Annotated in this window: 23 protein-coding genes; 9 read left to right on the top strand and 14 right to left on the bottom strand. The window is 66.8% G+C overall.

The window, feature by feature from the left end; all coding sequences use genetic code 11:
• The first annotated feature begins 450 nt into the window (after nucleotides 1–450).
• The 3 genes from RUU78_RS00270 to RUU78_RS00260 all read left to right on the top strand — a co-directional run bounded on the left by RUU78_RS00270 (nucleotide 451) and on the right by RUU78_RS00260 (nucleotide 4,249).
• On the top strand, nucleotides 451–1,098 hold the full coding sequence (locus RUU78_RS00270; RefSeq protein WP_313912575.1) for an ECF-type sigma factor: 648 nt from the start codon (nucleotides 451–453) through the stop codon (nucleotides 1,096–1,098).
• Nucleotides 1,095–3,662 carry a serine/threonine-protein kinase gene (locus RUU78_RS00265; RefSeq protein ID WP_313912574.1) on the top strand — a complete coding sequence of 856 codons (2,568 nt, stop codon included), beginning with the start codon at nucleotides 1,095–1,097 and terminating at the stop codon, nucleotides 3,660–3,662. The genes RUU78_RS00270 and RUU78_RS00265 overlap by 4 nt, the downstream gene beginning before the upstream one ends.
• Before the next feature lie 128 nt (nucleotides 3,663–3,790).
• Nucleotides 3,791–4,249: a hypothetical protein gene (locus tag RUU78_RS00260; RefSeq protein WP_313912573.1), complete on the top strand. Its 459-nt coding sequence runs from the start codon at nucleotides 3,791–3,793 to the stop codon at nucleotides 4,247–4,249.
• 234 nt (nucleotides 4,250–4,483) lie between these two features.
• On the opposite strand, the gene RUU78_RS00255 is transcribed toward RUU78_RS00260, so the two are convergent.
• The 6 genes from RUU78_RS00255 to RUU78_RS00230 all read right to left on the bottom strand — a co-directional run bounded on the left by RUU78_RS00255 (nucleotide 4,484) and on the right by RUU78_RS00230 (nucleotide 10,793).
• The gene (locus tag RUU78_RS00255; protein WP_313912572.1) at nucleotides 4,484–5,212 is read right to left on the bottom strand and encodes a hypothetical protein; all 729 of its coding nucleotides are present in this window, start codon (nucleotides 5,210–5,212) and stop codon (nucleotides 4,484–4,486) included.
• 438 nt (nucleotides 5,213–5,650) lie between these two features.
• Nucleotides 5,651–6,322 (bottom strand): hypothetical protein, encoded by a 672-nt coding sequence (locus RUU78_RS00250; RefSeq protein ID WP_313912571.1) that lies wholly within the window; start codon nucleotides 6,320–6,322, stop codon nucleotides 5,651–5,653.
• A 76-nt stretch (nucleotides 6,323–6,398) separates the two neighbouring features.
• Nucleotides 6,399–7,664, bottom strand: a complete 1,266-nt coding sequence (locus tag RUU78_RS00245; RefSeq protein ID WP_313912570.1) for a HAMP domain-containing sensor histidine kinase — start codon at nucleotides 7,662–7,664, stop codon at nucleotides 6,399–6,401.
• Between the two features lie 32 nt (nucleotides 7,665–7,696).
• Nucleotides 7,697–8,371 (bottom strand): response regulator transcription factor, encoded by a 675-nt coding sequence (locus RUU78_RS00240; protein WP_313912627.1) that lies wholly within the window; start codon nucleotides 8,369–8,371, stop codon nucleotides 7,697–7,699.
• Between the two features lie 15 nt (nucleotides 8,372–8,386).
• On the bottom strand, nucleotides 8,387–9,505 hold the full coding sequence (locus RUU78_RS00235; protein ID WP_313912569.1) for a DJ-1/PfpI family protein: 1,119 nt from the start codon (nucleotides 9,503–9,505) through the stop codon (nucleotides 8,387–8,389).
• Between the two features lie 160 nt (nucleotides 9,506–9,665).
• Entirely contained in the window at nucleotides 9,666–10,793 is a 1,128-nt protein-coding gene (locus tag RUU78_RS00230; RefSeq protein ID WP_313912568.1) for a glycoside hydrolase family 18 protein, read from the bottom strand.
• Between the two features lie 179 nt (nucleotides 10,794–10,972).
• Here RUU78_RS00230 and RUU78_RS00225 point away from each other — a divergent pair, with 179 nt between their 5' ends.
• Nucleotides 10,973–11,650, top strand: coding sequence for a lysoplasmalogenase (locus RUU78_RS00225; RefSeq protein ID WP_313912567.1), 678 nt, complete (start codon nucleotides 10,973–10,975; stop codon nucleotides 11,648–11,650).
• Between the two features lie 196 nt (nucleotides 11,651–11,846).
• Here the strand turns inward: RUU78_RS00225 and RUU78_RS00220 are convergent, their stop codons facing one another.
• Together RUU78_RS00220 and RUU78_RS00215 are read right to left on the bottom strand one after the other, a co-directional pair.
• Nucleotides 11,847–12,713, bottom strand: a complete 867-nt coding sequence (locus tag RUU78_RS00220) for a neutral zinc metallopeptidase (protein WP_313912566.1) — start codon at nucleotides 12,711–12,713, stop codon at nucleotides 11,847–11,849.
• Nucleotides 12,714–12,808: 95 nt separating this feature from the next.
• Nucleotides 12,809–13,039 carry a hypothetical protein gene (locus RUU78_RS00215; RefSeq protein WP_313912565.1) on the bottom strand — a complete coding sequence of 77 codons (231 nt, stop codon included), beginning with the start codon at nucleotides 13,037–13,039 and terminating at the stop codon, nucleotides 12,809–12,811.
• Between the two features lie 100 nt (nucleotides 13,040–13,139).
• Between RUU78_RS00215 and RUU78_RS00210 the strand changes: the two genes are divergently transcribed.
• The 3 genes from RUU78_RS00210 to RUU78_RS00200 are packed head-to-tail and all read left to right on the top strand — an operon-like array spanning nucleotide 13,140 to nucleotide 15,375.
• The gene (locus tag RUU78_RS00210) at nucleotides 13,140–13,919 is read left to right on the top strand and encodes an SDR family oxidoreductase (RefSeq protein WP_313912564.1); all 780 of its coding nucleotides are present in this window, start codon (nucleotides 13,140–13,142) and stop codon (nucleotides 13,917–13,919) included.
• 47 nt (nucleotides 13,920–13,966) lie between these two features.
• Entirely contained in the window at nucleotides 13,967–14,830 is an 864-nt protein-coding gene (locus RUU78_RS00205; RefSeq protein ID WP_313912563.1) for an AlkA N-terminal domain-containing protein, read from the top strand.
• 32 nt (nucleotides 14,831–14,862) lie between these two features.
• Nucleotides 14,863–15,375, top strand: coding sequence for a methylated-DNA--[protein]-cysteine S-methyltransferase (locus RUU78_RS00200; protein WP_313912562.1), 513 nt, complete (start codon nucleotides 14,863–14,865; stop codon nucleotides 15,373–15,375).
• Between the two features lie 413 nt (nucleotides 15,376–15,788).
• On the opposite strand, the gene RUU78_RS00195 is transcribed toward RUU78_RS00200, so the two are convergent.
• Nucleotides 15,789–16,442, bottom strand: a complete 654-nt coding sequence (locus RUU78_RS00195; protein WP_313912561.1) for a DUF4124 domain-containing protein — start codon at nucleotides 16,440–16,442, stop codon at nucleotides 15,789–15,791.
• An 86-nt stretch (nucleotides 16,443–16,528) separates the two neighbouring features.
• Between RUU78_RS00195 and RUU78_RS00190 the strand changes: the two genes are divergently transcribed.
• Nucleotides 16,529–17,566, top strand: coding sequence for a GntG family PLP-dependent aldolase (locus RUU78_RS00190; protein WP_313912560.1), 1,038 nt, complete (start codon nucleotides 16,529–16,531; stop codon nucleotides 17,564–17,566).
• A gap of 176 nt (nucleotides 17,567–17,742) precedes the next feature.
• Here the strand turns inward: RUU78_RS00190 and RUU78_RS00185 are convergent, their stop codons facing one another.
• The 4 genes from RUU78_RS00185 to RUU78_RS00170 all read right to left on the bottom strand — a co-directional run bounded on the left by RUU78_RS00185 (nucleotide 17,743) and on the right by RUU78_RS00170 (nucleotide 20,437).
• Complete coding sequence (locus RUU78_RS00185) at nucleotides 17,743–18,372, bottom strand: DsbA family protein (RefSeq protein ID WP_313912559.1); 630 nt, start codon at nucleotides 18,370–18,372, stop codon at nucleotides 17,743–17,745.
• Between the two features lie 109 nt (nucleotides 18,373–18,481).
• Nucleotides 18,482–19,093, bottom strand: coding sequence for an SRPBCC domain-containing protein (locus RUU78_RS00180; RefSeq protein WP_313912558.1), 612 nt, complete (start codon nucleotides 19,091–19,093; stop codon nucleotides 18,482–18,484).
• Between the two features lie 22 nt (nucleotides 19,094–19,115).
• Complete coding sequence (locus RUU78_RS00175) at nucleotides 19,116–19,511, bottom strand: DUF1761 domain-containing protein (RefSeq protein ID WP_313912557.1); 396 nt, start codon at nucleotides 19,509–19,511, stop codon at nucleotides 19,116–19,118.
• 68 nt (nucleotides 19,512–19,579) lie between these two features.
• Nucleotides 19,580–20,437 carry a helix-turn-helix domain-containing protein gene (locus tag RUU78_RS00170; RefSeq protein ID WP_313912556.1) on the bottom strand — a complete coding sequence of 286 codons (858 nt, stop codon included), beginning with the start codon at nucleotides 20,435–20,437 and terminating at the stop codon, nucleotides 19,580–19,582.
• Between the two features lie 259 nt (nucleotides 20,438–20,696).
• Between RUU78_RS00170 and RUU78_RS00165 the strand changes: the two genes are divergently transcribed.
• Nucleotides 20,697–21,467: an AMP nucleosidase gene (locus RUU78_RS00165; RefSeq protein WP_313912555.1), complete on the top strand. Its 771-nt coding sequence runs from the start codon at nucleotides 20,697–20,699 to the stop codon at nucleotides 21,465–21,467.
• 176 nt (nucleotides 21,468–21,643) lie between these two features.
• On the opposite strand, the gene RUU78_RS00160 is transcribed toward RUU78_RS00165, so the two are convergent.
• Nucleotides 21,644–21,976 carry a hypothetical protein gene (locus RUU78_RS00160; RefSeq protein ID WP_313912554.1) on the bottom strand — a complete coding sequence of 111 codons (333 nt, stop codon included), beginning with the start codon at nucleotides 21,974–21,976 and terminating at the stop codon, nucleotides 21,644–21,646.
• Between the last annotated feature and the right edge of the window lie 438 nt (nucleotides 21,977–22,414).

Raw genomic sequence — 22,414 nt, 5'->3', positions numbered from 1 at the left:
TTCACGCGGGGGTTTCGCGCAGCGCTGACGCATCGGCGAGCCCATCGAGGGGTTCGAACAGAATTTGGATCGAAAAAGCCTCGAAACCAAACATACGAAACCAAGCATGAGTGGCTCGAAATTGATTAATCCTGGCCCAGGATCTGGACATTGCTTCGGTCGCGCAGGCTCCTAGACGCGGCGAGGAGACGGACTGGCAGTACGGGGACGAGGCGTAACGCCCCATCGCGGCGAAAGACGCTGGAGTGTTCGGAAACTTGTGGGTTGGAACACTGTGCACCTTCGCAGCCTGGAACTACTGTAGTCCTCCGGAGCCGCGCACGCCGTCTTCGTCGTTCCGTGCGCCCCGGCGCGGGTCGATTGGACGGCTCCAGTATGCAAGGGCAAGCTTGTCAGAGCAGGGCCCCGGACTATTGGTCCGGCACGCAGGCGCGGATCCGGAGGCGGTCCGTGGCGGTACGTAAAAAAGCACGTGGTCCTCGTTCAGGGGGGGAGATCATAGTCGAGCAGTCCGACGCACAGATAACGACATTGCTTTCGCGCTGGAAGGCGGGGGATCGCAGTGTCGAAAACCAGCTCGCCGCGCTGATCTATCCGGCGCTTCATGATATTGCCCGTAGTCTGTTGCGGCGCAATCATGCGGTGCTCACGCTGCGTCCCACTGAGCTGGTGAACCAGGCCTACGAGCGCATCGCCGACCAGAAAGTCGTCGACTGGCAGAACCGCGATCACTTCTATGCGATAGCGGCGCGGGTGCTGCGTCGCGTGCTGATTGACCATATTCGTCAGCGCTTGACGGAAAAGCACGGTGGCGATGTGTGCTTTGTCGAACTGGATCATCCCGAAGTCGCCGAAGTCGCCGGCCCGGGCGACCTTGTCGACTGGCTCGCGCTGGATCAGGCGCTGACCCGGTTTTCCGATCACGACCCGGCCGCGGCGCAGGTAGTGGAGCTGCGCCTGTTCTCCGGTCTTGGCGTGGAGCAGATTGCCATGTTCTGCGGATCATCCACGGCGACAGTCGGGCGGCAATGGCGCTTTGCGCGTGCCTGGCTGGCGGCGCAGATCGGTCGTGGCGCGAGCGGCCGCGCGCAATCGTGAGCGCCGCTGCCGCGCCGTTCGACGCCGATCGGTTCCAACGTCTGCGCGAACTCTTCTTTTCCACGCTTGACCTTCCGCCCGACCAGCAGGACAGCTATGCCCGCGTCGCGTGCGGCAATGATGTTGCACTTGCAGAGGCTCTGGCCGAGCTGCTGCAGCAGGAGCGTCGCCTGTCACACCAAAGCACTGCGCCTCTGATCGATTCGCTGCATCAGGTACTCGGCGAGGCGTTGCCTGAGGTGATACGCGCACAGAGCCGGTTCGGGTCGTATACGGTCGTCGCCGAGATTGGCAGCGGCGGAATGGGGCGCGTATTCCGCGCCGAACGCCGCATCGCCGACGTCGTCCAGACGGTGGCAATCAAGCTGCTGCGCCAGGATCTGCTCAGTCCCGATCTGCTCAAGCGTTTCTCGCTGGAACGACGGCTGCTTGCAGGGCTTAACCATCCCGGCATCTGCCGCCTTATCGACACCGGCGCGCTCGGCGACGGCACGCCCTACGTCGTCATGGAACTGATCGAGGGCGACAGTCTGTTCGAGCACGCCGACCGGCAGCAACTGGATATCGCCGCGCGGCTGCGACTGTTTCGCAAGGTGCTGGCGGCGGTCAGTCATGCGCACCGCCATCTGGTCGTTCATCGTGATCTCAAATCCGGCAATATCCTCGTCGATGGCGAAGGCTCGCCGCGATTGCTGGATTTCGGCATCGCCAAGGCCCTGGACGGCAGCATGGTGGCCGAGGCGACCGCCACGCGCGACCGCTACGTGAGTTTCAGCAATGCTGCACCGGAACAATTGACCGGTGCGACCGTGACGGTGGCCTGCGACGTCTACGCGCTGGGCGCAATCCTGTACGAACTGTTGTGCGGGCTGCCGCCGTTTGATCTGCAGGCAAGCGCCGCTGCGCTGGAGCATCAGATCCTCAGGATTCCACCCGAGTCCATGGCTGGCCGCAGTACCGCGCTGGATCCGGCAATGGCGCGCTGTCGTGGCGGCATGAGTCTCGCCTCGCTACGCCAGCATTTGAGTGGCGATCTCGAGCGTATCGTCGCCAAGTGTCTGCGCAAGGAGCCGGTCGAGCGCTACGCCAGCGTCGAACAGCTCGACGAGGACATCGGCAACTACCTTGAGCAGCGACCGGTGCGCGCCGCTGACGGGCGTCGCTGGTATCGCCTGCGAAAGTTTGTCGGGCGACACCGCCTGTCCTGCGCGATGGCGGCGGGGCTGGGCTTTTGCCTGGTCGCGCTGCTGGCAACCCTGTTCGCGCGCAACGTCGCCGCTACGCGCGAACGCGACCGCGCCCAGCAGGCGTTGGCGATATTGCGCACCGCTCTTCTGTCGGCCGACCCGGCCCGCGTCGCGGGCGAGGACACGACCGTGCGCGCCGTGCTGGATGCGGCGCGTCCGGCACTGGAGCCGAGCTTTGCCGGTCAACCGGAACTGTATGCGTCGCTGGCCGCGACCATCGCCGAAGTTGAATTGTCGCTGGGACTCGCGACGCAGTCGGCCGAACTGTTCGATCGTGCTGCTGCCGCGGCCAAGCGCGGCGACCTGGGACCGCAGCCACATTTCGATCTGCTCGTCATGCGCGCGCGCAGTCTGAATTCGGCCGGCGAATATCGCAGGGCGTTGCGCAGCCTCGATGAGGCCAGGGCGCTCGGACTCGCGCCAACGCCCGAATGGGACGCGACACGTGGCATGACCTTGCTGCGCGAGGGCGATGATGCCAAGGCCGTGGCGCATTTGCGTCAGGCGGTTGCGCGCATGGCCGATCGCCAGCCAGACGACGAGTGGGCGACCGCGGCGCGGCTGCAGTTGGCCGATGCGCTGGTCCAATCTGGCGCAGAGCGAGAAGCGTTGTTTGTTGTCAACGAAACGATTGCGTGGCAGCAGCAGAAACTGGACGAACATCATCCGCGCGTTGCGCTGGCGCGTCTGCAACTGGTACTGCGCCAGCGCGGACTGCGTCCGGGCGAAGAAGTGATTGCCGAGGCACGCAAGGTCCGCACTGAGATCGTCACGATCTATGGTGCGCAGAATCCGCTGGCGGCAAAGGCCGCGATGGTGCTGGGCACCGCGCTGGCCGATCTGGATCAGATCGCCGAAGGCGCCGTCGTGTTTCGCGAAGCCATCGCGATCCTGCGCCAGAGCGTGGGCGACGGGCATCCGAATACCTTGTTCGCTTCCTACAACCTCGCTCAGATGGTGGCGCCCGTGGCAGCGACCCGTGCCGAAGCGCTGACCCTCTACCACAGCACGCTGGCTGCGGCGGAACAGCGGTTCGGTCTGGAAAGCAACGCCGTGGTGATGTTCCGCAGCGGTTACGCGCGCACGCTGATCGCCGACGGCCAGGCCGTCGCCGCGTTGGCGCTCTTGACCGGCACCCCCGCAGTGACCGGCCTGCGCATCGCACGCGACAAGCAACGAAAGGATTTCCTCGAGGTGCTGGACGCCGCCTACGCCGCGGCCGACTGTACTTCGCCGCGCGCGGCGCAGAATGCCGCCTGCGCGGCCGCCGTGGCCTTGCGCGCGGCCGCCGCGCCGGAGGCTCCAGGGAAATGGTAGATGGCACGGGTTGCTGCGTGATCGAATCGTCGTGCGCATCTCGCGTACTCGAGAGCGGGCTCCGTGTCCGCCGCGCCGGATTCATGCCGGCGCGTACCGAATGCATCGCCAATCAGGGAAATTTATCCATGCGTACTCAAACGATTCTGTCGGCGCTTTTCGCGGTAGGCCTGCCGCTCCTATGCAGCGCCGTGGAAACCTGTCCGCCCGACCTCAACGGGGTCTGCCCGCCAAACACGGTCGGCCAGTACTGCCCTGTCGCGCAAGCGCCGACGTGTCCCACCGGCAAAATGACGATCATCGTGCCGGTCAACCAGCCGCCGCCGCCGGAACACACCGATGTGGTGTGCAACTACACCTCGGGACGCTACTACTGCCAGGCCTGGCCACAGAAAGCGGGGCTGAGCTACGTCTGGACGAAATTCGGCAACCTGGCGTTCGTGGCCGCCCCTTACCTCGATGAGTTCGCCGAAGTCACGTGTACTCCCGGCGGAAACAACCGCATCACCGTGACGGTCGGCTCGCCTTACGGTTACAGCACGGCGGCTACGGTCTATCTGTACTGCGGCTACGCCGGCGAATACTGAGCAAGGCACAGACAGGAAAGGCGCGTCTTTCGACGCGCCTTTTCCGGCATTCCATTGCCGTCGTGGGTCACGAAACCCCCGAATTCGACGAAATGTGTGCCTGGATGCCGAAGCCTGGTTGAATCCAAGTCAGAGACTCCGTCACTCACGCAGCCCGCGTCCGGCGGGCGATAGGCAGATCGGCCGGACAGGAGAACCGCATCGCGGACACCTGTGCAGGCCTCTCAGACTTCCTCAGGGGATCGGCGGGATGTTGCCGCAGGTGATGCTGCGCGTGACGGTGCGCGTGGGGCAGCCAGCTGCGACCAGGGTTGCGCTGGTGCTGAGACTGCAGTCCCAGTCGTTGTTGATCGAGGCATTCACGCTGACACTCTGGCCGTTATACAAAGTGACATTTGGAATGGACTGGACGTTGGTCCAGACGCCGTTGGCGGCTGTCGCCGTGACCGTCGTGGAGCCGACCAGCCCGACGCCGATGGCGTAAGCCGTCATGCTGGCTCCGCCGGTAGTGCCGCCAGCGGTCCAGCTGGCGCTGAACACGCTTTCGCCGAGGATGCGATCGCTTTTGCAGGCCGGTGTCAGGTCGTCATACGAGATCTCGCCTTCCAGCTTTCTCGTCGTCAGTCCGGCCGACAGCGCAACGATCGCCGCATCGACCTGATTCAGACTATCGGTCAGACCCTGCAGTATCGCAGTGTCGGACGTGCTCACCTGCTCCTTGAGCAAGGTATTGCGTGTCGCCTCGAGCGACTTCAGCTGACGCTTCAGTGCTTGCGGCCCAAAGCCGACTTCCACGTATTCGCCGTTGGCGAGCGTTTTCGCGTAGATACTCGAGTCGACGCGGGTCCAGCTCGCATCGACCTGCGCTGCGATGTCCAGCACCGCGGCTTCGGTGGATTTTGCAGTGTCTGCGAACGCTGCGACAGGCAGCAGGCAAAGCGAGAGCAGTACGGCCTTTTTCATGGAGGAAACTCCGGCAAGCGAGTAAGGAATACGACATGCAGGGCAGGACTGTCCGGCCCGGAGTCGAGGTCTGCTGCCACGCATGGCGGCTGCGGTCCTGTCTGGAGACTCGAGATATCGATACGGAATCGATCACGCCGCCGCACACGGGTCGTCCACTGCATGATGCCGCCGTGCCCCTGCTCGTGTTCGCGGCCGTCCTCTGGGCAGTCGCGCCATTCGTGCAATCGCGGTCAACGCAGGCGTGCCAAATGCGCATTCGCCCTCGCGAAGTGGTGCGGCGCCACCACCTGCTCGAACCGATGGGTCGGATTATCCGGATCGACGCGACGCTCACTGCGCTTGCACATTTCAAGGCGTGGTCAGGTCAATCGTAGTGGTGGCTCAGGCGATCGGGCCGCAGGCCGGGGCAGCCACACTCGCCTCGTCGTCGCGCGCTCAGGGTCCCGATTCGCGGTCGGCGCGTTGGGCCTGCAGATAGTTGAGATCGAAGTGCCGCCCGAGCAGGTCGATCAGCTTGAGGTTCAGCGCATTGCCGGCGTGCTGCGACGCGGCGGTGGCAAGCGCGTTGCGATGGCGGTCGAACGCGGTGCGGTCGCGCTCGAGAAAGGCAATGGTGGCGAGCGCGTAGTCGTTCCATTTGAACGCGGCGTCCGGCGCTTCGGCGGGCTGCAGCGAGCGGCGCGCAGCGGCGATCGCTGCAGGACGGTCGTCGTGGTGAGCGCGCATCTGCGCCAGATGCCAGTGCACGTTCGACGGCACCGCATCACGCCGCTTCATCCAGGCCTCGATCAGGTCGCCGGCCTCGCGGTAGCACCCTGCCCGCGCCAGCGCACGGAAACCCTGGCCTTCCGTCTGGTCGAACGCGTCGAGCGAAAGATCCATGTCGGTGCGCAGGTGTGCCTGATACGACGCCGCGCAGTCGCTGTTCGCGCTGCCAAGCGCGAACACAAACGGAATTTTTGCGCTGCCAAGCGCGAACACGAGCGGAATATTTGCGCTGCCAAGCGCAAATAGCGGCGGCATTTTCGCGCCGGCCGGCGCGGCCGTCGCCAGCAGGTTCGTGCTGCCCAGTGCGAATGTCAGCAGTAGTGAAGCGATGGTAGGCATGGCAGCTCTCCGGTGGCGGGTTCGATGCATATACGGCCACTGGCGCGCGCGCGGATCATCCGGCCGGTGCGCACCGCTACTGCCCGGCTGCGGTCGCGCCGGGCGCATCCGCCCTGCCGTCGAGCCGGAAGCTGGCGCTGGCCACGTCGGCGTCGAACGTGATGCGCAGGTCCAGTCCGCAGCGTTCGCCGAGGCGGCGCACGATGTCCAGGCCGAGGCCGAAGCCCGCGCTGCCTTCGCGCTTGGCGTAGGGCTCGAAGCAATCGGTCGCGGCGGGTGCGGCAATGCCGCGGTTGACGACGCGCAGGCGCGCTCCATCGCTATCGATCGTGACGCTGCCGGCCTGCGTATGCGCGAAGGCGTTGCCGATGAGATTCGACAGCAGGATGTGCGCAACGGCTGCGGGGATCGTCGTCGTCGCACCGGCGCTGACCTCGACGCGGACGTCGACGTTCTTTCCCTCCAGCAGCGTCGCCTGTTCGACGATGACGCGCTCGAGTACGGGCAGTACAGCGATACGCACCACCGGTGCCGGCGCCGACTCGGCGCGTGCGAGCACCAGCAGGGTATCCATCGTCTGCTGCAACTGCAGTACGGACTGCTGCAGGTGGGCCAGGTGCTGCCGGCCCTGTGGCGACAGTGTCGGTTCGCTGTCGATCCGCTCGGCCGCGCCGCGGATCACTGCGAGCGGCGTGCGCAGTTCGTGGCTCGCGTCGCGCGTGAATTCGCGTTCGCGCGCGAGGGCATCGTGGATGCGCCGTGCCAATGCCTGCAGCGCCTGCGCGAGCGTGCCGATTTCGTCATTGGCGAAGCCCTGCGCGAGGTCATGCGGCAGCTGCTGCGCATTTGATCCGTCGATGCGCGCGACGAGGCGCGACAGCGGCGCCGTGACGCGCCGCGCCAGCAGCAGGCCGGCCAGCAATGCGAGCGCGACCAGTAGCAGCGCCGACCACGCGAGCCACTCCAGCACCCGGTCGCGCATTGGCCGCACGACGAGCTGCCGGCTGACCTCAGCGACGAGCCAGGCTTTCGCGTCAGCCGCGTCGAGCCTCAGCACGTGATAGTGGCGCCCTTCGCGTCCGCCCGCTTCGCGGCGTCGCGGTTCCGCGGCGAGCAATTCGTCGAGCCCGTCCGGCAGCGCATCGCCGGCCGCGTACACACGCATGAACGGCTGCCGCGGCACAGACCACTCGCCGTGTCGTTGCCGGTGTTCCTGCTGCAGATCGGCTTCCTGACGCAGCAGGTTGCCGAAGAACTCGTCTTCGGTCGCGTACATGAAGATCACGGCGTAGCCGCCGAACAGTCCGGCCGTGACCAGGGTGAACGATGCAAACGCGGACATGAGCCGATTGCGCAAGGTCTGCCGCCGTGCACTCACGCGTCGCTGTCCAGTTTGAAGCCGACGCCGTGCACAGTCTTCAGCAGTGGCCGGTCGAACGGCTTGTCCAGCGCCTGGCGCAGCAGGTACAGGTGGGTGCGCAGCGGATCGGACAGCGGTGCCTCGTCGCCCCAGAGACGCTGGACCAGTTCGCTGCGCGTCAGCGTGCGCGGCCAGGCTTCGGCCAATGCCAGCAGGATGCGATACGGCGTCTGCTGCAGCTCGAGCAGCACACCGTGGCGCCGTGCTTCGTTGCGGCGCCGGTCGATGGTGAGCGAGCCGATGCGCAGTTCGTGCGTCGCGCCAACGCGGTGGCGTTGCGACAGCGCCAGGCAGCGCGCGATCAATTCCTTGCCCGCGAACGGCTTGACCAGATAGTCGTCGGCACCGGCGGCGAAGCCGTCGAGCTTGTCGTCGAGGCTGTCGCGCGCCGTCAGCATCAGCACGGGAATGTGGCGGTCGGCGCGCTCGCGCAGATGGCGGCAGACGTTCAGGCCATCCATGCCCGGCAGGTTGAGGTCGAGTACCAGTACGTCCGGCGGTTCGGCCAGCGCCAGCTGCAGGCCGCTGCGGCCGTCGGCGGCGAAATCCGCGCGATGACCCTGCGCCTGCAGGGTCTCAGCGAGGCTGCTGCGCAGGGCGAGGTTGTCCTCGACCACGAGGATATGCAGGCGCTGCGGCATGCGTCAGCCGTCGATCTTGCGTTGGAGTTGCTTAGCTTCGTCCATCTCCGGGTCACTCGCCAGTACGGCGGCCAGCAGTTTGCGCGCCTGCGCGGCGTCGCCGAGGCGCCAGTGTGCTTCGGCCATGCCGAGGCGAAGCTGGGGCTGCGGCATGTACGGCGCGGCGAGCTGCATGATCGCGAGCGCGTCACGTACGGCGGCGTCGTGTATGGCGCTCTTGAGCTGGTAGTAGCCGAGCAGACCGATCAGGTCCACGTCGACGTTCTGCCGTTCCGCGGCGAGTTCGGCCTTCGCTTCGCCTGCTTTGCCTGCGAGCAGGCGTTGCACGATTTGCATGCTGCGCTCGTCGCGCCAGGCGGTGCGCGCGACCGGCACGCGGCCGCTGGCCTTGACCAGCGCCTCGGCCACGAGCGCGGTGGAATACGGGTTTTGTCCGGTGATCAGGCGGCCGTCGACGACGAGCTTGGGCAGCATCAGCGGCGCCTCTTCCCAGCGCGCGCCGCGCTCACGCATCGCGTCCTCGAGCTGAAAGCGGAACGATGCGGCCCAGCGCTTGCCGAACAGCGCTTCTTCCTCGTTGCTGAAGCCGGTCAACGCCTTGCCGGCGACCAGCAGCGAGCCATCGGCCAGGCGCACGTCGACCAGCGCGGCCGGTCCGTGGCAGACCGCGGCGACGATGCCACCCTGCTCGTAGACGTGCGCGAGCAGCCGGCCCAGTGCCGCATCTGCCGGCAGGTCGAACATCGCGCCCTTGCCGCCGACCACATAGACCGCCGCATAGTCCTGCGCCTTCAGCATCGCGGTCGGCTGCGTCGCGGCGAGCTTCGTCATGGCCTCCGTATCGGCGAGCACGCGCGCGTTGTAGGCGGCCTCGGGGTCGAATTTGTCGGCCTCGACCCGGCCACCCTGCGGGCTGGCGACGTCGACCGCGAATCCGTTGTCGCGGAAGATCGCCCAGGCTTGCGCGAATTCATCCATCTCGAATCCCGGCCGCGTTTTGCCCTGGTCGCGGCCTTCGCCGCTGACGACGATGAGCACGGTGTCCGCTGCGCCGGCGATGCCGGCGACGGCGCAGAGCAGCGTGGCGAATACGGTACGGCGGAGCGGATACAACAGGGACATGGGCAACCTCAGGCGGGCGGGGACGGGTGCTCAGCCTGAGGTCGGGACGTGAAATGGATTTCAAAAAACAATTTCAGAGGGCGGCTGCCGGAATGCGGCCGCGCAGGCCGGCGTACGAGGAACGCGTGAAGGCGCGCCGGTCAGCGTGGCGCTATCGCGTTCAGAACGCCGCCTTGATCGCCTGCAGCAGCGGATCGCGCTGGCCGGCCGGGCGCTCGGGGATATGGCCTTGGCCGATGGTCCAGATGATGGTGCCACCGATGCCGTTGCGGCGTGCCCAGGCGCCTTTCGCGGCGATGGACTGCTCGTCGTCGTACGACAGGAAGTTGCATTGCTGCGGGCCGAACGGGTTGACTGAGCCGAGGTAGGGCATGGACGCGGCGGCGTCCCACTGGCGCAGCGGGGCGCTGTAGTAGCTCTGCATGATGTTGCGGTAGCTCAACGCGTTGTCGCTGGCGACGACCGTGCCGCCGAACAGGCGCGGCGCGTTCACGCCGCGCCAGCAGGTGCCGTAGAACGGGATGCCCATGCCGAGGCGCGTGCGCCGTACGCCGGAGCGCAGGTAGAAATCGATGCTGGTTTCCACCGAGCTCGGCGTGTTGCCGCCGGCACCGGCCAGCGCGGAGCTGTGCCAGCTCTGCCAGCCGTCCCAGGCGCCGGCCATGTCGTAGCTCATGACGTTGATCTGGTCGAACAGCGGCGCGATGCTGCGGAAGAACGCGCTGGGCGTGCTCGCGAAGTTGGCGTTGATCCAGCCAACCGGCACGGTCAGCACGAGGTTCGGCCGCTGCGTGCGCAGGGCCTGGGCCAGCGCAAGGAAATTCGGCTCGTCGGCCGCCTGGATCGGTTCCCAGTCCAGATCGAGACCGTCGAAGCCCAGGCTGTCCATGGTCGCGAGCAGGTTGTTGACGAAGGTCGCGCGGTTCGCCGCCGACGCGGCGCCAACCCAGCCGGCGTATTCGCCAGCGCCACCGACCATGAGGATGGCCTTGACGCCGTTGGCGCGCGCGGCGGCCGTTGCCTGCTGCGCCCAGATAGGCCCGTTGATGTTGTCGATGTCGAAATGCGTGTTGACCGTGCCGTTCGCGTTCGGCGTCACGCGGCCGACCATGAGGTGGGTAAGGGTTGAAAAATCCACCTCTGCAATCGGATACAGGTCGCGCTGATAGCCGACGTGGTAACCGGCGACCCAGCGCCGCTCGAAGCTCGACGCGAATAGCGTGTCGTCGGCGAACACGGTGGCGGTAAAGCCGGACAGGCACAACAGCAGAACGAAGCGCGGCAACATGGGGTACCCCTGACATGGACGAAGGCGGCGGCAGACTGCCGCTCGGCGGGACAGACGCGGTCCGGCACCGGAAACTGTCATTGTGCGTCGGCTTACCGATGGGCGCGTGCGCGAGTTCACATTGCCGGCAACGGCGCGGCCCGGCTACGCTGCGCGGCCGCCACGCAGGAAGCCGCGCCATGACCACGCCACGTGCCGAATCCGTGCCGACGCTGCGCCGCTGGGCGATGCTGGTCGGCGCGGTCGCCGTTGCGGCGATTGCCGGTGCGCTGCTGCCGGACCTGCGACCGCTGCACTACGTCGCCAAGCCGCTGGCCACGCTGCTCGTCGTCTTGCTGGTCTGGCGCTCGCCCGCGCCGCAGCGGGACTACCGCCGTGCAGTGCTGGCCGGCCTGCTGCTGTCCACACTGGGTGATATCTGGCTGATGCTGCCGCGGGACGCGTTCATCGCGGGCCTGGCGAGCTTTCTCCTCGCGCACCTGACGTATCTGTTCGCGTTCACGCGGCGTGTCCGGTTGCAGCCCTTGCGTTGGCCATATTTTGCCTACTCGGTGCTCGCGGCCGCCGTGCTCGCGCTGTTGTGGCCGCGGCTGCCGGATGCGTTGCGGGTGCCGGTCGTGATCTACGTCGTCGCGTTGGCGGCGATGGCCGCGCAGGCGGCCGTGGTGGCCTTGCGGCTACCTTCCCGCAGCAGTACCGCTGCGGCGTTGGGCGGCCTGATCTTCGTGATTTCCGATGCACTGCTCGCGATCGATCGCTTCCACACGCCGCTGTCGCTGGCGCCGCTGTGGGTGCTCGCGAGCTACTGGCTCGCGCAGTTCCTGATCGGGCGTTCGGTCTGGAACAGCCAGGCGTGACCACCGCGCGCGCCGGCGCGCGTACTGAGACTGCCGAAACGCACTGGTTCCGGCCGCGCACGCGACGTTTACCGATCGCCTTCCCTGAGCCGTATCGGCCGCTGCGCACCCGCGCAAAGCGCCGGTGCGGATGATCTGTTTACGAGGGAAGGGAGCGCGCCAGCGCGTTACCGCGCCCGGCGCGCTCCCGCAGACATCAAAGCTGCTGCGTACCGAAGGTATCGCAGAGGTTGACGTCGCCGCGTTCGAGGCCCAGGCGGAACCAGCGCACGCGCTGGGCCGAGCTGCCGTGGGTGAACGAGTCGGGCACGACATGGCCGCGCGACTGCTTCTGCAGCTTGTCGTCGCCGATCGCCGTCGCGGCGGCCAGGGCGGATTCCACGTCGCCCTGTTCCAGCCACTGCAGCTGGCGCTGCGCCTGGTGGGCCCAGACGCCGGCGAAGCAGTCGGCCTGCAGTTCCTGGCGCACGGACAGTCCTGCGGCGCCTTCCATCGGCGCTCCCTGGCGGCGCAGTTCCTCGGTCTTGCGCATCACGCCCATGAGGTTCTGCACATGGTGGCCGACCTCGTGTGCGATCACATAGGCGCGGGCAAAATCGCCGGACGCCTTGAAGCGATTCGACAGATCGTCGAAGAAACTCGTGTCGAGGTAGACCTGCTGATCGCCCGGGCAATAGAACGGACCGACAGCCGAACTGGCCGAGCCGCAGGCCGAGTTCACGCCGCCCTGGAACAGGACCAGGCGCGGCACCTGGTATTGGCCGCCCTTCGACGCGTAGATCTGTTGCCAGACGTCTTCAGTGCTGCCGAGCACGGCGCGCACGAATTCGGTGGTCTGGGTTTGCGCGGGGGCCTGCTGGGTCTGTGTCTGCGGTGCCGGCCCGCCGCCGTCCTGCATCAGCAGCGAAAGGACTTCGAGCGGATTCTTGCCGAGCGCCCAGCTGATCAGGACGACGACGACGATACCGCCTATGCCCAGTCCCGGGCCGCCGCCGAAGCGGCGTGCACCGCCACCGCTGGCTGAAACGACGTTGTCGCTGCGTCGACCTTTCTGCCAAAGCATGTATCTCTCCTCAAGGATGGGCGGACCGATGGGCGCTCGTTGCGATGGTAGCCGAACACCCGTGGAGGCACTTTCACGGCGGATGGGGGAAACCGCTACTGGCCTTCGGCTTCGCGCAGCTTGGCGTCGGTCGCTTCTTTCTGCGCGTCGACCTGGCCCTGTACGGCTTTCGCGCGCTGCAGCGCCTGGAGCTGCGGATCGATCACGGTCGGGGTAGGGGTCTGGGTTGGCGCGGGCGGCGGTGGCGGTGGAGCGGCAGGCTTGTCGCTGCCGGAGCAGGCACTGAGTGCGACGAGGGCGGTGGCAAGCGCAAGGACACGGAACATCGCGATCTCCAGGGAAGGACTGCCGGGTGGCGGGTCGTTTTTGACAGCCTGCTAAAGTCTGCGCCCCCCTCCCATGCACAACAAGGCGGAGCCTGCCGCAATGACGATCGCATCACGCTGGCGACTGGATGGGCGCACCGCGCTGGTCACCGGTGCCAGCCGCGGAATCGGGCTGGCCTGCGCACGCGAATTCGCGCTGCTCGGTGCTGACGTGCTGCTGGTCGCGCGCGACGAGCTGCACCTGGAAACCGTGCGGGCCGAGCTCGTCGACGAATTTCCCGACCAGGATATCGCCGCGTTTGCCGGCGACATGGCCGAGCGCGAGCAGCGCCTCGAACTGTTCGACTGGATCGCGGACCGCGGCAGCAGCCTGTCGCTGCTGGTCAACAACGTTGGCGGCAACCAGCGCAAGCCGACGCTCGACTACAGCGAGGACGAATACCGCGCGCTGTTCGAGACCAACGTGTTCAGCGCGTTCGAGCTGTGTCGCCTCGCCCATGCGCAGCTGGCCGAACACGGCGCTGCGGCCATCGTCAACGTGGGCTCGGTGTCGGGCCTGATCCATGTGCGCACGGGCTCGCCCTATGGCATGACCAAGGCGGCACTGCATCAGCTGACGCGCAACCTCGCCTGCGAATGGGCTGGCGACGGCATCCGCGTCAACGCGGTCGCGCCGTGGTACATCCGCACGCAGCGTTCCGAATCGGCGCTGGCCGATCCCGAGTACCTCGAGGAAGTGCTCGAGCGCACGCCGCTGCAGCGCATCGGCGAGCCCGAGGAAGTCGCCGCCGCGGTCGCGTTCCTGTGTCTTCCGGCCGCGAGCTACATCACGGGCGAATGCATTGCCGTCGACGGCGGTTTCCTGCGCTACGGCTTCTGAGCACGAAGCGGATGGCCGCGCTGCGCCGCAGGCGTCAGACTCCGGCGATGCCATTGCCCTCCACGCGCTTCGACCTCGCCTTGCCCGCGCGCTATCCAGCCGAGGCAGTGCTGGCTTTTTTCGCCCGGCGCGCGATTCCGGGCGTGGAACAGGTCGCCGGTTCCTGCTACCGGCGCAGTTTCGCGTTCGCCGGAACGGCCGGCTGGTTCGAGGTGGACATCGGGCGCGGCATGGTCGAGGTGACCCATGCCACCGCGGACGCCATCGAAAAAGTGCGCTCGCGCGTGCGCACATTGCTCGACCTCGATGCGCCACAGGCGCGGATCCGTCGCTGCTTCGCGCGCGACGCGCGGCTGGGGCCACTGCTGCGTACACACGGCGACATCCGCGTGCCCGGCTGCTGGGACGGGTTCGAACTCGGCGTGCGCGCGGTGCTCGGGCAGCAGATTACCGTCGCCGCCGCGCGCACGATCGCCGCGCGCATCATCGCGCGCCACGCCGTGCGCATCGCCCATGCCGACGGCGAGGAAAGCTGCCACAGCCTGTTCCCGGACGCCGCTGCGCTTGCGACAGCGAACCTCGACGGGCTGGGCCTGACCGGCGCGCGCATCGCGACGGTGCAGGCGCTGGCCCGGGCGGTGTCGGTTGGCGAGGTCGATTTCGATCCAGCCCAGACGACGGCCCACTTCGTGGCACGCTGCACGGCGGTGCGCGGCATCGGCGACTGGACCGCGCACTACATGGCCATGCGCGCGCTGCGCGACGCGGACGCGTTCCCGGCCGCCGACATCGTGTTGCGCAAGGTGCTGCAGCCCGGCACGACGCTGAGCGCGAAGCAGCTGGAACAGGCCAGCCAGGTCTGGCGCCCGTTCCGTGCCTATGCGGTACTGCTGCTGTGGCGCGCGGCGTGAACCGGCCAACACCCGAGACGGAATCCCGACGCATGCACGACGATGACCTGGTCTACGACATCGCGCCATCGCCGATCGGCCCGCTGCTGCTCATAGCGAGCCGGCGCGGCGTGCGCCGCATCGAATTCCCGCGCAACGGCCGCGTGACGATGCCGGACTACGGCTTGCCGCAGGATGCGGCGCGCCTGGCCTATGCTGCCGAACAGCTGCGTGCGTATTTCGCTGGCGAATGCATGACTTTCGATTTCGCGCGCGACGCCGAAGGCACCGCGTTCCAGCACGACGTCTGGAACGCGCTGTGCGAGATCCCGCTCGGCGAAACCATCAGCTACGGCGAGCTGGCGCGGCGCCTCGGGCGCCCCAATGCGAGCCGCGCGGTCGGCGCGGCCAACGGTTCCAATCCGCTGCCCATCGTCGTGCCCTGCCATCGCGTTATCGGCAGCGACGGCAGTCTCACCGGATTCGGCGGCGGCCTGCCGGCCAAGCGCTGGCTGCTCGACCATGAGCGACGCCATGTGCCGCGGCCACCGTTGCAGCTGATGTGAGCATTCCCGGCGTCGTGTGAATGGCGCTGTCCGCGACTATCCACAGGGGATGTGGAAACCCCCCGTAACAAGCCTGTGGATGGATCGCTGCAAGCCTTGGTACAGCTGGCTCGCGCACGCTTTGCGCAAGATTTCGCCAGCGCCCTCGGCGCTATCCACAGGGGCTGTGGACAAGCATGGTGACAAGTCTGTGCATAGCCTCCGCAGCGCGAGCCGCGGCGCGGCCCGTGCACGCATTGCGCAAACTTTGCTCAATGCTGTCCGCGTGGTGGGTACTTTGAAACAAAGGGGATAAGTTTCAATTGGCGCATCGAATTTTCCACGTCCGCTGTGGACAAGCGAGCGGCATAGCCTGTGGATCGATTGCTGCAAGCCGCATGGCGGCTCAGGTTGTCGCTTTGCGAGACTTCGCCTCAGCAGCCGGCGAGCTTGTCGGCGAGCACGCGTGCCTCGTTGGCCAGACCGGCGCGTTCGTCCTTGCTCGCGCTGCGCTGCCGCGACAGGTTGGCGTCGAGCTGGCTGCGCAGCGCGCGGCAGGCTTCGGCCGGGACCAGCTTCTGGCAGGTGTCGCGCACTTCGACGTAGGCGCCGGCGAGGGCGTTGGCGCCGCCGGACTCGGCAACAGGCGGGCGGTTGAGTTCCGGTGCGGAGACGTGGGCATTGTCTGCGAGCGAGCTGCCCGGCAGGCCGACCACGCCGGCCGGAACCTGATACGGCCGCGTTTCGCCGGTTTCGCTGTAGTAGATCTTGCCGTTGTCGGCGCGTACGCATTGATAGAGCGCGGGAACCGGCGGTCGTGGCGGCGGCGGTGCCGGCATGGCACGTGGCGCTGGTTCGGCGGCTGCGGCTTCCGCCGGAGGTTCCGCCTGCGGATCTTCAGGTGGCGGTGGCGGATCGCGCAGGTATTCGAAGGCCTTGCTCTGCTGGCCGCCGCCACAGGGCTTGTCCTGGAACGAGATCGCGCCGTTCGCGTCGGTGCAGCGGTAGCCGGTGTTGGTGGCGGCGCCCAGTAGCCCGGCAGGCAGGCAGGCGGCGGCGAACAGGATCAGGCGGGGCAGGGCGCTCATGAAAGGCCGATTCTACGCTGCGACTTCGCTTGCGGGGCGAGGCCTGTGCCGCAATGCTTGACGCTTTGCCGCGCCGGAACCCCGCCATGCCCGAGTTCGTCGATTTCTTCAGCGATACCAAGACCCGCCCCACGGCAGCGATGCGCGCCGTCATGGCCAACGCCGAAGTCGGCGACGAACGGGCCGGCGAAGACCCCAGCGTGAACCGGCTCGTCGCGCGTTGCGCGGAACTGCTCGGCAAGCCAGCGGCGCTGTACCTGCCCTCCGGCACCATGTGCAACGAGATCGCGCTCGCGGTGCATTGCCGGCCCGGCGACGAGGTGATCTGTGATCGCACCTCGCACCTGATCGGCTTTGAAGGCGGCGGCCCGGCTGCGCTGGCCGGTGTCATGCTTACGTCCCTGGCCGGCGACCGCGGTCGCTTCGACGCGGCGCAACTCGCCGCCGTGCTACGGCCGGACCGGCCGTATGCGCCGCGCCAGCGCCTGGTCGAGGTCGAGCAGACCGCCAATCTCGGCGGCGGGGCGATCTGGCCGCTGGCGCAATTGCAGGGCGTTGCCGCCGCGGCGCGTGCGCACGGCCTGCTCACCCACATGGACGGCGCGCGCCTGCTCAATGCCGTCGTGGCCAGCGGGGTGGCCGCGGCCGACTACGCGCGTGACTTCGATTCGGTCTGGATCGACTTTTCCAAAGGACTCGGCGCGCCCGGCGGCGCCGTTCTGGCCGGCAGCGAGGAATTCATCCACGAGGCGACCCGGCTCAAGCTGCGCTGGGGCGGAGCGATGCGCCAGAGCGGCATCATCGCCGCGGCCTGCGACTACGCGCTCGACCATCATGTCGAGCGACTCGCGGACGACCACGCCAACGCGGCGGCGCTGGCGCGGGGCATTGCGGCGATCGACGGGCTTGCGATCGACCTGGACGGCGTACAGACCAACCTCGTCTACTTCGACGTGCTGCGCGACGGGTTGGACGCGTCGCAGCTCTGTGCCGCGCTGCTCGCGCGCGGTGTGCGCATGGGCGAGATGGGCGCGCGCACGGTACGCGCGGTCACGCACCTCGACGTCGATTCGGCGGCGGTCGGGAAGGCGCTCGCGGCGCTGCGCTCGGAGATGGCCGTCTGAGCGCCTGCCGCGAGTGGCTATGGGTCTTCTGTACGCAATTGCGCGGTTAAATGGCGCAAAAGGGATGTGTATATCTTTGTTTGGGACGCCTCGTATCGGCCGCTCTCCGCATTCCTGCGCGCAACGGGCTTTGCCGGAACCGCCAGCGCTGACGCCGGAGCCCGCGGCGGTGTGTTTCAGCGACGCCGCTGCACCGCCTGCGGCAGGGCTGCGAGACGACGGTACTCGTCGCGATCGAAATACTGTGGATCGTCGAGGTGCTGAACTGCCATGCCGGTGGCGTCGTCGCCCCAGAACAGCTCGCTGCCCAGGCGCAACGTCGGCACCCCGAAGACGCCGTTCTCCAGCGCCTGTGCGGTGTTCGCACGCAGCTGCTGCTTGACCTCATCATCGGCCAGCGCCGTATCGACGTCCTCGATGCCCAGTTCGTGCGCGAGCCCGCGCAGCGCATCAACCGAATCGGCAGCTTCGCCGTTCTGCCAGATGTGCACAAAGATGCGTTCCACCGCGTCCCAGCCCGTGCCCGCCGCAACGCAGAGCCGTGACGCGGGCAATGGATTGAACGGATGTGCCGGCGGAAAGCGCAGCGGCACGCCCTGCTGCGCCGCCTGCCATTGCACGAACCGATAGGTGAAGTCGCGCTTGCCCGGAATCTCGGCCGGGCCGAGCTGGCCGAGCTTGTCGAGTACCGCCGCGAACAGGATGGGCACGGGCTCGATCGTGATGCGCGCGCGCAGCGCGATTACCTTGCGCAATTGCAGCCAGGCGAACGGCGAGATGAAATCGAAATACCACTGGGCCTGCATGTCTGCCTCGTTGTCACGGCGAAGGCGCCAAGGTTAGCGTGGCGCCGTCACCGGGCCCCGTGCGGTTCCGGACAGAGCACGGGCAAAATCGGCCACGCGGTTCGCCGGCTCAGCCCTCGATCACCGCCTTGAGCCGGTCCAGCGCCTCGCCCCAGGCACGGCGCAGGCCGTCCGCATCGGCACGGTTCTGCAGGCGCTCGTGCGTGACCATCACCGTGGTCTTGGCGCCGGCCGGTGCGAACTTGACCTCGACCGGCGTGTCGGGCGCGGCATCAGGCTGCTGCCAGACCAGCTTGATGGTCTTGGCTGGGCTCAGCTTACGGATCAATGCCCGATTGCCGTCACCGTTGTACAGCGTGCCGCCGTCGCGGAATTCCAGCGCGTGGCCGGAACCGAGCCAGCGATCCAGCGCCGCTGCACTCGCGAAGGCGTCGTAGCAGTCGTCCGCCGCGGCCTTGATGCTCTTGGTCGCGCAGATCGTATAACCCTTGGCGCGGCCGTCCTTTTCGACGATGCCCTTGGCCGCTTCGTACTCGATGTTCAGCGTCGCGATCCACCAGGGATCGAGCTTGTAGCCGTCGAGCAGGCGCTGGCCGATCTCGCGTCGTCCGAGGGCGGCGCCGCCCCAGCGATCGATTTCGGCAAACCACTGTGGCAGTGATTTGCCGGTGGCGGTCGCCGCCGTGCCGATGTCGTGGTCGGGTTTGAGTTCGATGCGCATGACGTGGCTCCCGTGCCCGCGCTCAATGCCACAGGCCGAGGATCAGCCCGATCGCCGTGAATTGAAGCGTGTGATAGCCGCCGTCGATGAGAAACAGCCGGAGACTCCGCCGCGCGAACAGGTAATTGGTGCCGAAGCTTGACGCGACCCAGAACAGGCCAGCCGCAAAACCGGCGCCGAGGCCGAACGCCATCGGCGGCCGGGGTCCGAGGAAGATCGCGAACATCCATACGGCGAGCAGGCTGAGCACGAACGACCCGCCGAAGATGCGCGCCATGTTGCCGCGCGCGAGCTCGTCGTCGCTCAGGCCCACTTCCCGCTGCCAGGCCTTGCCGAACAGCAGCGGCGAGTACCACAGCCCGCCGATTACGAAACCCGCGACCGCGGCGGCCAGCACGGCCCAATAGTTCACTGGCATCACACGACTCCTTCTGGTTGACGTGCAGCAACGCTATGGGCCCGGCGACGCCGGGTATTGGAAAAAAGTCACCTGACCACGACACTGCCCGGGTCGGGCTGCGCACTACGCAGGAAGGCGGCCGGCGTGAGGCCGGAGAACTGCTGGAAATCGCGGATCAGATGGGACTGGTCGTAGTAGCCGCAATCGGCGGCGAGTCTGGCCCAGTCGAGCGGGGCGCCAAGCTGGCCGAGCACCTGCTGGAACCGATGGATGCGGGCCAGCGATTTCGGCGGCAGGCCGACCGCGCGGCTGACGACGCTGCCGAGGTATTTGCGGCTGCAGCCGGCCTCACGCGCGAGTTCCTCGGCGCGCACGCGGCCGCCGGATTGGTGGATGCGCGCCAGCGTCCAGTGCACCAGCGGATGGACGCTGCGGCCACTCATACACAGGTCGAGCAGCCAGTCCTCGACGAGATCCAGGCGCGCCGCCACGCTCGCCGTATCGAGCAGGCGTTCGCGCAGACGCAGCGCTGCGGCACCGATCAGGTCCTGCAGCGGGCCGGTGCGGTTGGCGAGTTCCGCCTGCGACCAGGGCAGCAGGCTCGCTGCGCCGCTCGCGCCGAAGGCGACACCGAGCAGCACGCTGCCATGCGGCGCGGCGGTTTCGATCGGACCTTCGTGCAGGCCGGAAAACCAGATGTCGTCGAACACGACGCGCAGTTCCGGCGGCCCGGGCAGGAACAGGTATTGCGGCGGTCCGAGATTGATCAGCAGGTAACTGCGCGCCTGCGGCAGGATGCGGTCGCGCTGGTAGGTGACCTGACCCGCGCCGTGCCAGAGCTGCGCGATGTGCTGGCGCAGCGCCGGGTGCGGCCGGCGCAGGGCGACATCCCAACTGCCCAATGCGGAGTCGTGCCGATGGACCTCGATTACGCCCGATGCCATTCAGCCCCCACCCCCTGGTTGCGCGAGGCGATTATGGCGCGTATCCGGGCGCACGGGGTTTACGCTGCCGCGTCGTTTGCGATCCGCCAAAAACGGGTGCAGCCGTTTCGTACCCAGGGCCAGGGCCAAAGTCGAGCGAACACATTGCCGGTCGGCGCGAAACGGCGTGGTAGTATCGACCGGCTTTTATAACTAGAACATCGCTGGCGTGGCGTCGCCGGTAACCCTGTCCCGCCGCGCGGGTATCCACGGGGAAAGCATGAAAGACAAGAACGAGATCGTCAGCAACTGGTTGCCGCGCTATACCGGCGTGCAACTGCAGGACTTCGGCAAGTACGTGTTGCTGACCAACTTCAGCAATTACGTGGAATTGTTTGCACAGTGGCACGGTGTCGAGGTCTGCGGACGCGACAAGGCCATGCCCAGCGCCCATGCCGATGGGCTCAGCATCATCAATTTCGGCATGGGCAGCCCCACGGCCGCGACCATCATGGATCTGCTCTCGGCCATCATGCCGAAAGCCGTGCTGTTCCTCGGCAAATGCGGCGGGCTCAAGAAAAAAAATCAGCTCGGTGACCTGATCCTGCCGATCGCGGCACTGCGCGGCGAAGGCACGTCGAACGACTATTTCCCGCCCGAAGTGCCAGCCCTGCCCGCATTTACGCTCCAGCGCGCCGTGTCCTCGACTGTACGCGACCATGGCCGCGACTACTGGACCGGCACGGTCTACACGACCAACCGGCGTGTCTGGGAACACGACGACGCGTTCAAGTCGTACCTGCGGCGCACGCGCTGCATGGCCATCGACATGGAGACGGCGACAGTGTTCAGCGTCGGCTTTGCCAACAAGATTCCGACCGGGGCGCTGCTGCTGGTGTCCGATCAGCCGATGATCCCCGAGGGCGTGAAGACCGAGGAAAGCGACCGCAAGGTCACCGGCGAGTTCGTCGAGGCGCAGATCCGCATCGGCATCGACGCACTCAAGGAAATCCGCGACGAGGGACAGTCGGTCAAGCACCTGCGCTTCTGAACTATGCCGCGCAGGCCTGCATCACGCGACTACGCGGCTGCTGCCTATGCCGCGTAGTCTTCTGCTGGTGGGGCGCGGGGAGCGTGTGGTTCGTGACGCGTGAAAGCGCGGGACGTCTGACGATGTGCAGACCTCGCGCTCAGCCATGGCTGACGCCGAACATCGGTCGGCCGCGCTTAGTTCTTCTTGACGTCGTCCATGCTCCAGTTGAACTGGAGCAGGATCACTGAAGGCTGTTTGTCGCCTTCGAAGCGGACCTTGCAGTCCAGCGTCTGCTTGTATTCGCTGGTCAGGCCCTTGTCGAAGACGATTTCTCCATTGAGCGCGAGAATGTCGCCGCTTTCGGCCCTGGCCTTGCTCGCCATCGATTTGACGTCGAGTTCAAAAGTACGGCCCGCCAGTTTGTTCCTGACCGCCGCCTCGCAGGCGCGGGCTGCCGTTTCTTCCCGACCGCCGCCACAGGCACTGAGCAATACCGCCATTGCGACCGCCACCATCGCTGCGCGCATCGACTGTCTCCCCTGTTGCTACCCGATCCGGAGGCACTGGACTGTGACAGCTTCGTCCGGATCTGACCGATTGGTTCGGAGTATAGCAGCGGCCTATGCATCCGCCGTGCCCGTGCGGGCACGCCGCAGGCAACATTGCGGTTGCCTGCAACATGAATGCAGCAATAGGAAATCTTCGTAAACGAAGACAGTGTTGCCCTCAGACCCTGCGCGCGATTTCCACAATCCCGCCCCCTTGGGCGTTACGAGTGATCAGAACCTGCGGTTCTGCGCGATCACCTGATCTCAACAACCCCGCCAAACGCTGCGCGTTTGGTCGAGCCCGGCCCGTTGGGCGTTCAGAGTGATCAGAACCTGCGGTTCTGCGCGATCACTTGATCTCCACAACCCCGCCAAACGCTGCGCGTTTGGTCGAGCCCGGCCCGTTGGGCGTTCAGA

This window comes from Tahibacter sp., assembly GCF_032229445.1.
Classification (GTDB): domain Bacteria; phylum Pseudomonadota; class Gammaproteobacteria; order Xanthomonadales; family Rhodanobacteraceae; genus Tahibacter.
Note: the sequence above shows the minus strand (reverse complement) of the source record. Positions and strands in the feature narration are given on the sequence as shown.

Excerpts from the sequence above, each read along its gene's own strand:
- RUU78_RS00165 (WP_313912555.1), top strand. The coding sequence starts at position 20,697 with ATGAAAGACAAGAACGAGATCGTCAGCAACTGGTTGCCGCGCTATACC.
- RUU78_RS00260 (WP_313912573.1), top strand. The coding sequence starts at position 3,791 with ATGCGTACTCAAACGATTCTGTCGGCGCTTTTCGCGGTAGGCCTGCCG.
- RUU78_RS00205 (WP_313912563.1), top strand. The coding sequence starts at position 13,967 with ATGCCATTGCCCTCCACGCGCTTCGACCTCGCCTTGCCCGCGCGCTAT.
- RUU78_RS00250 (WP_313912571.1), bottom strand. The coding sequence starts at position 6,322 with ATGCCTACCATCGCTTCACTACTGCTGACATTCGCACTGGGCAGCACG.
- RUU78_RS00255 (WP_313912572.1), bottom strand. The coding sequence starts at position 5,212 with ATGAAAAAGGCCGTACTGCTCTCGCTTTGCCTGCTGCCTGTCGCAGCG.
- RUU78_RS00185 (WP_313912559.1), bottom strand. The coding sequence starts at position 18,372 with ATGCAGGCCCAGTGGTATTTCGATTTCATCTCGCCGTTCGCCTGGCTG.
- RUU78_RS00170 (WP_313912556.1), bottom strand. The coding sequence starts at position 20,437 with ATGGCATCGGGCGTAATCGAGGTCCATCGGCACGACTCCGCATTGGGC.
- RUU78_RS00180 (WP_313912558.1), bottom strand. The coding sequence starts at position 19,093 with ATGCGCATCGAACTCAAACCCGACCACGACATCGGCACGGCGGCGACC.
- RUU78_RS00200 (WP_313912562.1), top strand. The coding sequence starts at position 14,863 with ATGCACGACGATGACCTGGTCTACGACATCGCGCCATCGCCGATCGGC.
- RUU78_RS00160 (WP_313912554.1), bottom strand. The coding sequence starts at position 21,976 with ATGCGCGCAGCGATGGTGGCGGTCGCAATGGCGGTATTGCTCAGTGCC.
- RUU78_RS00225 (WP_313912567.1), top strand. The coding sequence starts at position 10,973 with ATGACCACGCCACGTGCCGAATCCGTGCCGACGCTGCGCCGCTGGGCG.
- RUU78_RS00220 (WP_313912566.1), bottom strand. The coding sequence starts at position 12,713 with ATGCTTTGGCAGAAAGGTCGACGCAGCGACAACGTCGTTTCAGCCAGC.
- RUU78_RS00245 (WP_313912570.1), bottom strand. The coding sequence starts at position 7,664 with ATGTCCGCGTTTGCATCGTTCACCCTGGTCACGGCCGGACTGTTCGGC.
- RUU78_RS00235 (WP_313912569.1), bottom strand. The coding sequence starts at position 9,505 with ATGTCCCTGTTGTATCCGCTCCGCCGTACCGTATTCGCCACGCTGCTC.
- RUU78_RS00195 (WP_313912561.1), bottom strand. The coding sequence starts at position 16,442 with ATGAGCGCCCTGCCCCGCCTGATCCTGTTCGCCGCCGCCTGCCTGCCT.
- RUU78_RS00210 (WP_313912564.1), top strand. The coding sequence starts at position 13,140 with ATGACGATCGCATCACGCTGGCGACTGGATGGGCGCACCGCGCTGGTC.
- RUU78_RS00215 (WP_313912565.1), bottom strand. The coding sequence starts at position 13,039 with ATGTTCCGTGTCCTTGCGCTTGCCACCGCCCTCGTCGCACTCAGTGCC.
- RUU78_RS00230 (WP_313912568.1), bottom strand. The coding sequence starts at position 10,793 with ATGTTGCCGCGCTTCGTTCTGCTGTTGTGCCTGTCCGGCTTTACCGCC.
- RUU78_RS00190 (WP_313912560.1), top strand. The coding sequence starts at position 16,529 with ATGCCCGAGTTCGTCGATTTCTTCAGCGATACCAAGACCCGCCCCACG.
- RUU78_RS00175 (WP_313912557.1), bottom strand. The coding sequence starts at position 19,511 with ATGCCAGTGAACTATTGGGCCGTGCTGGCCGCCGCGGTCGCGGGTTTC.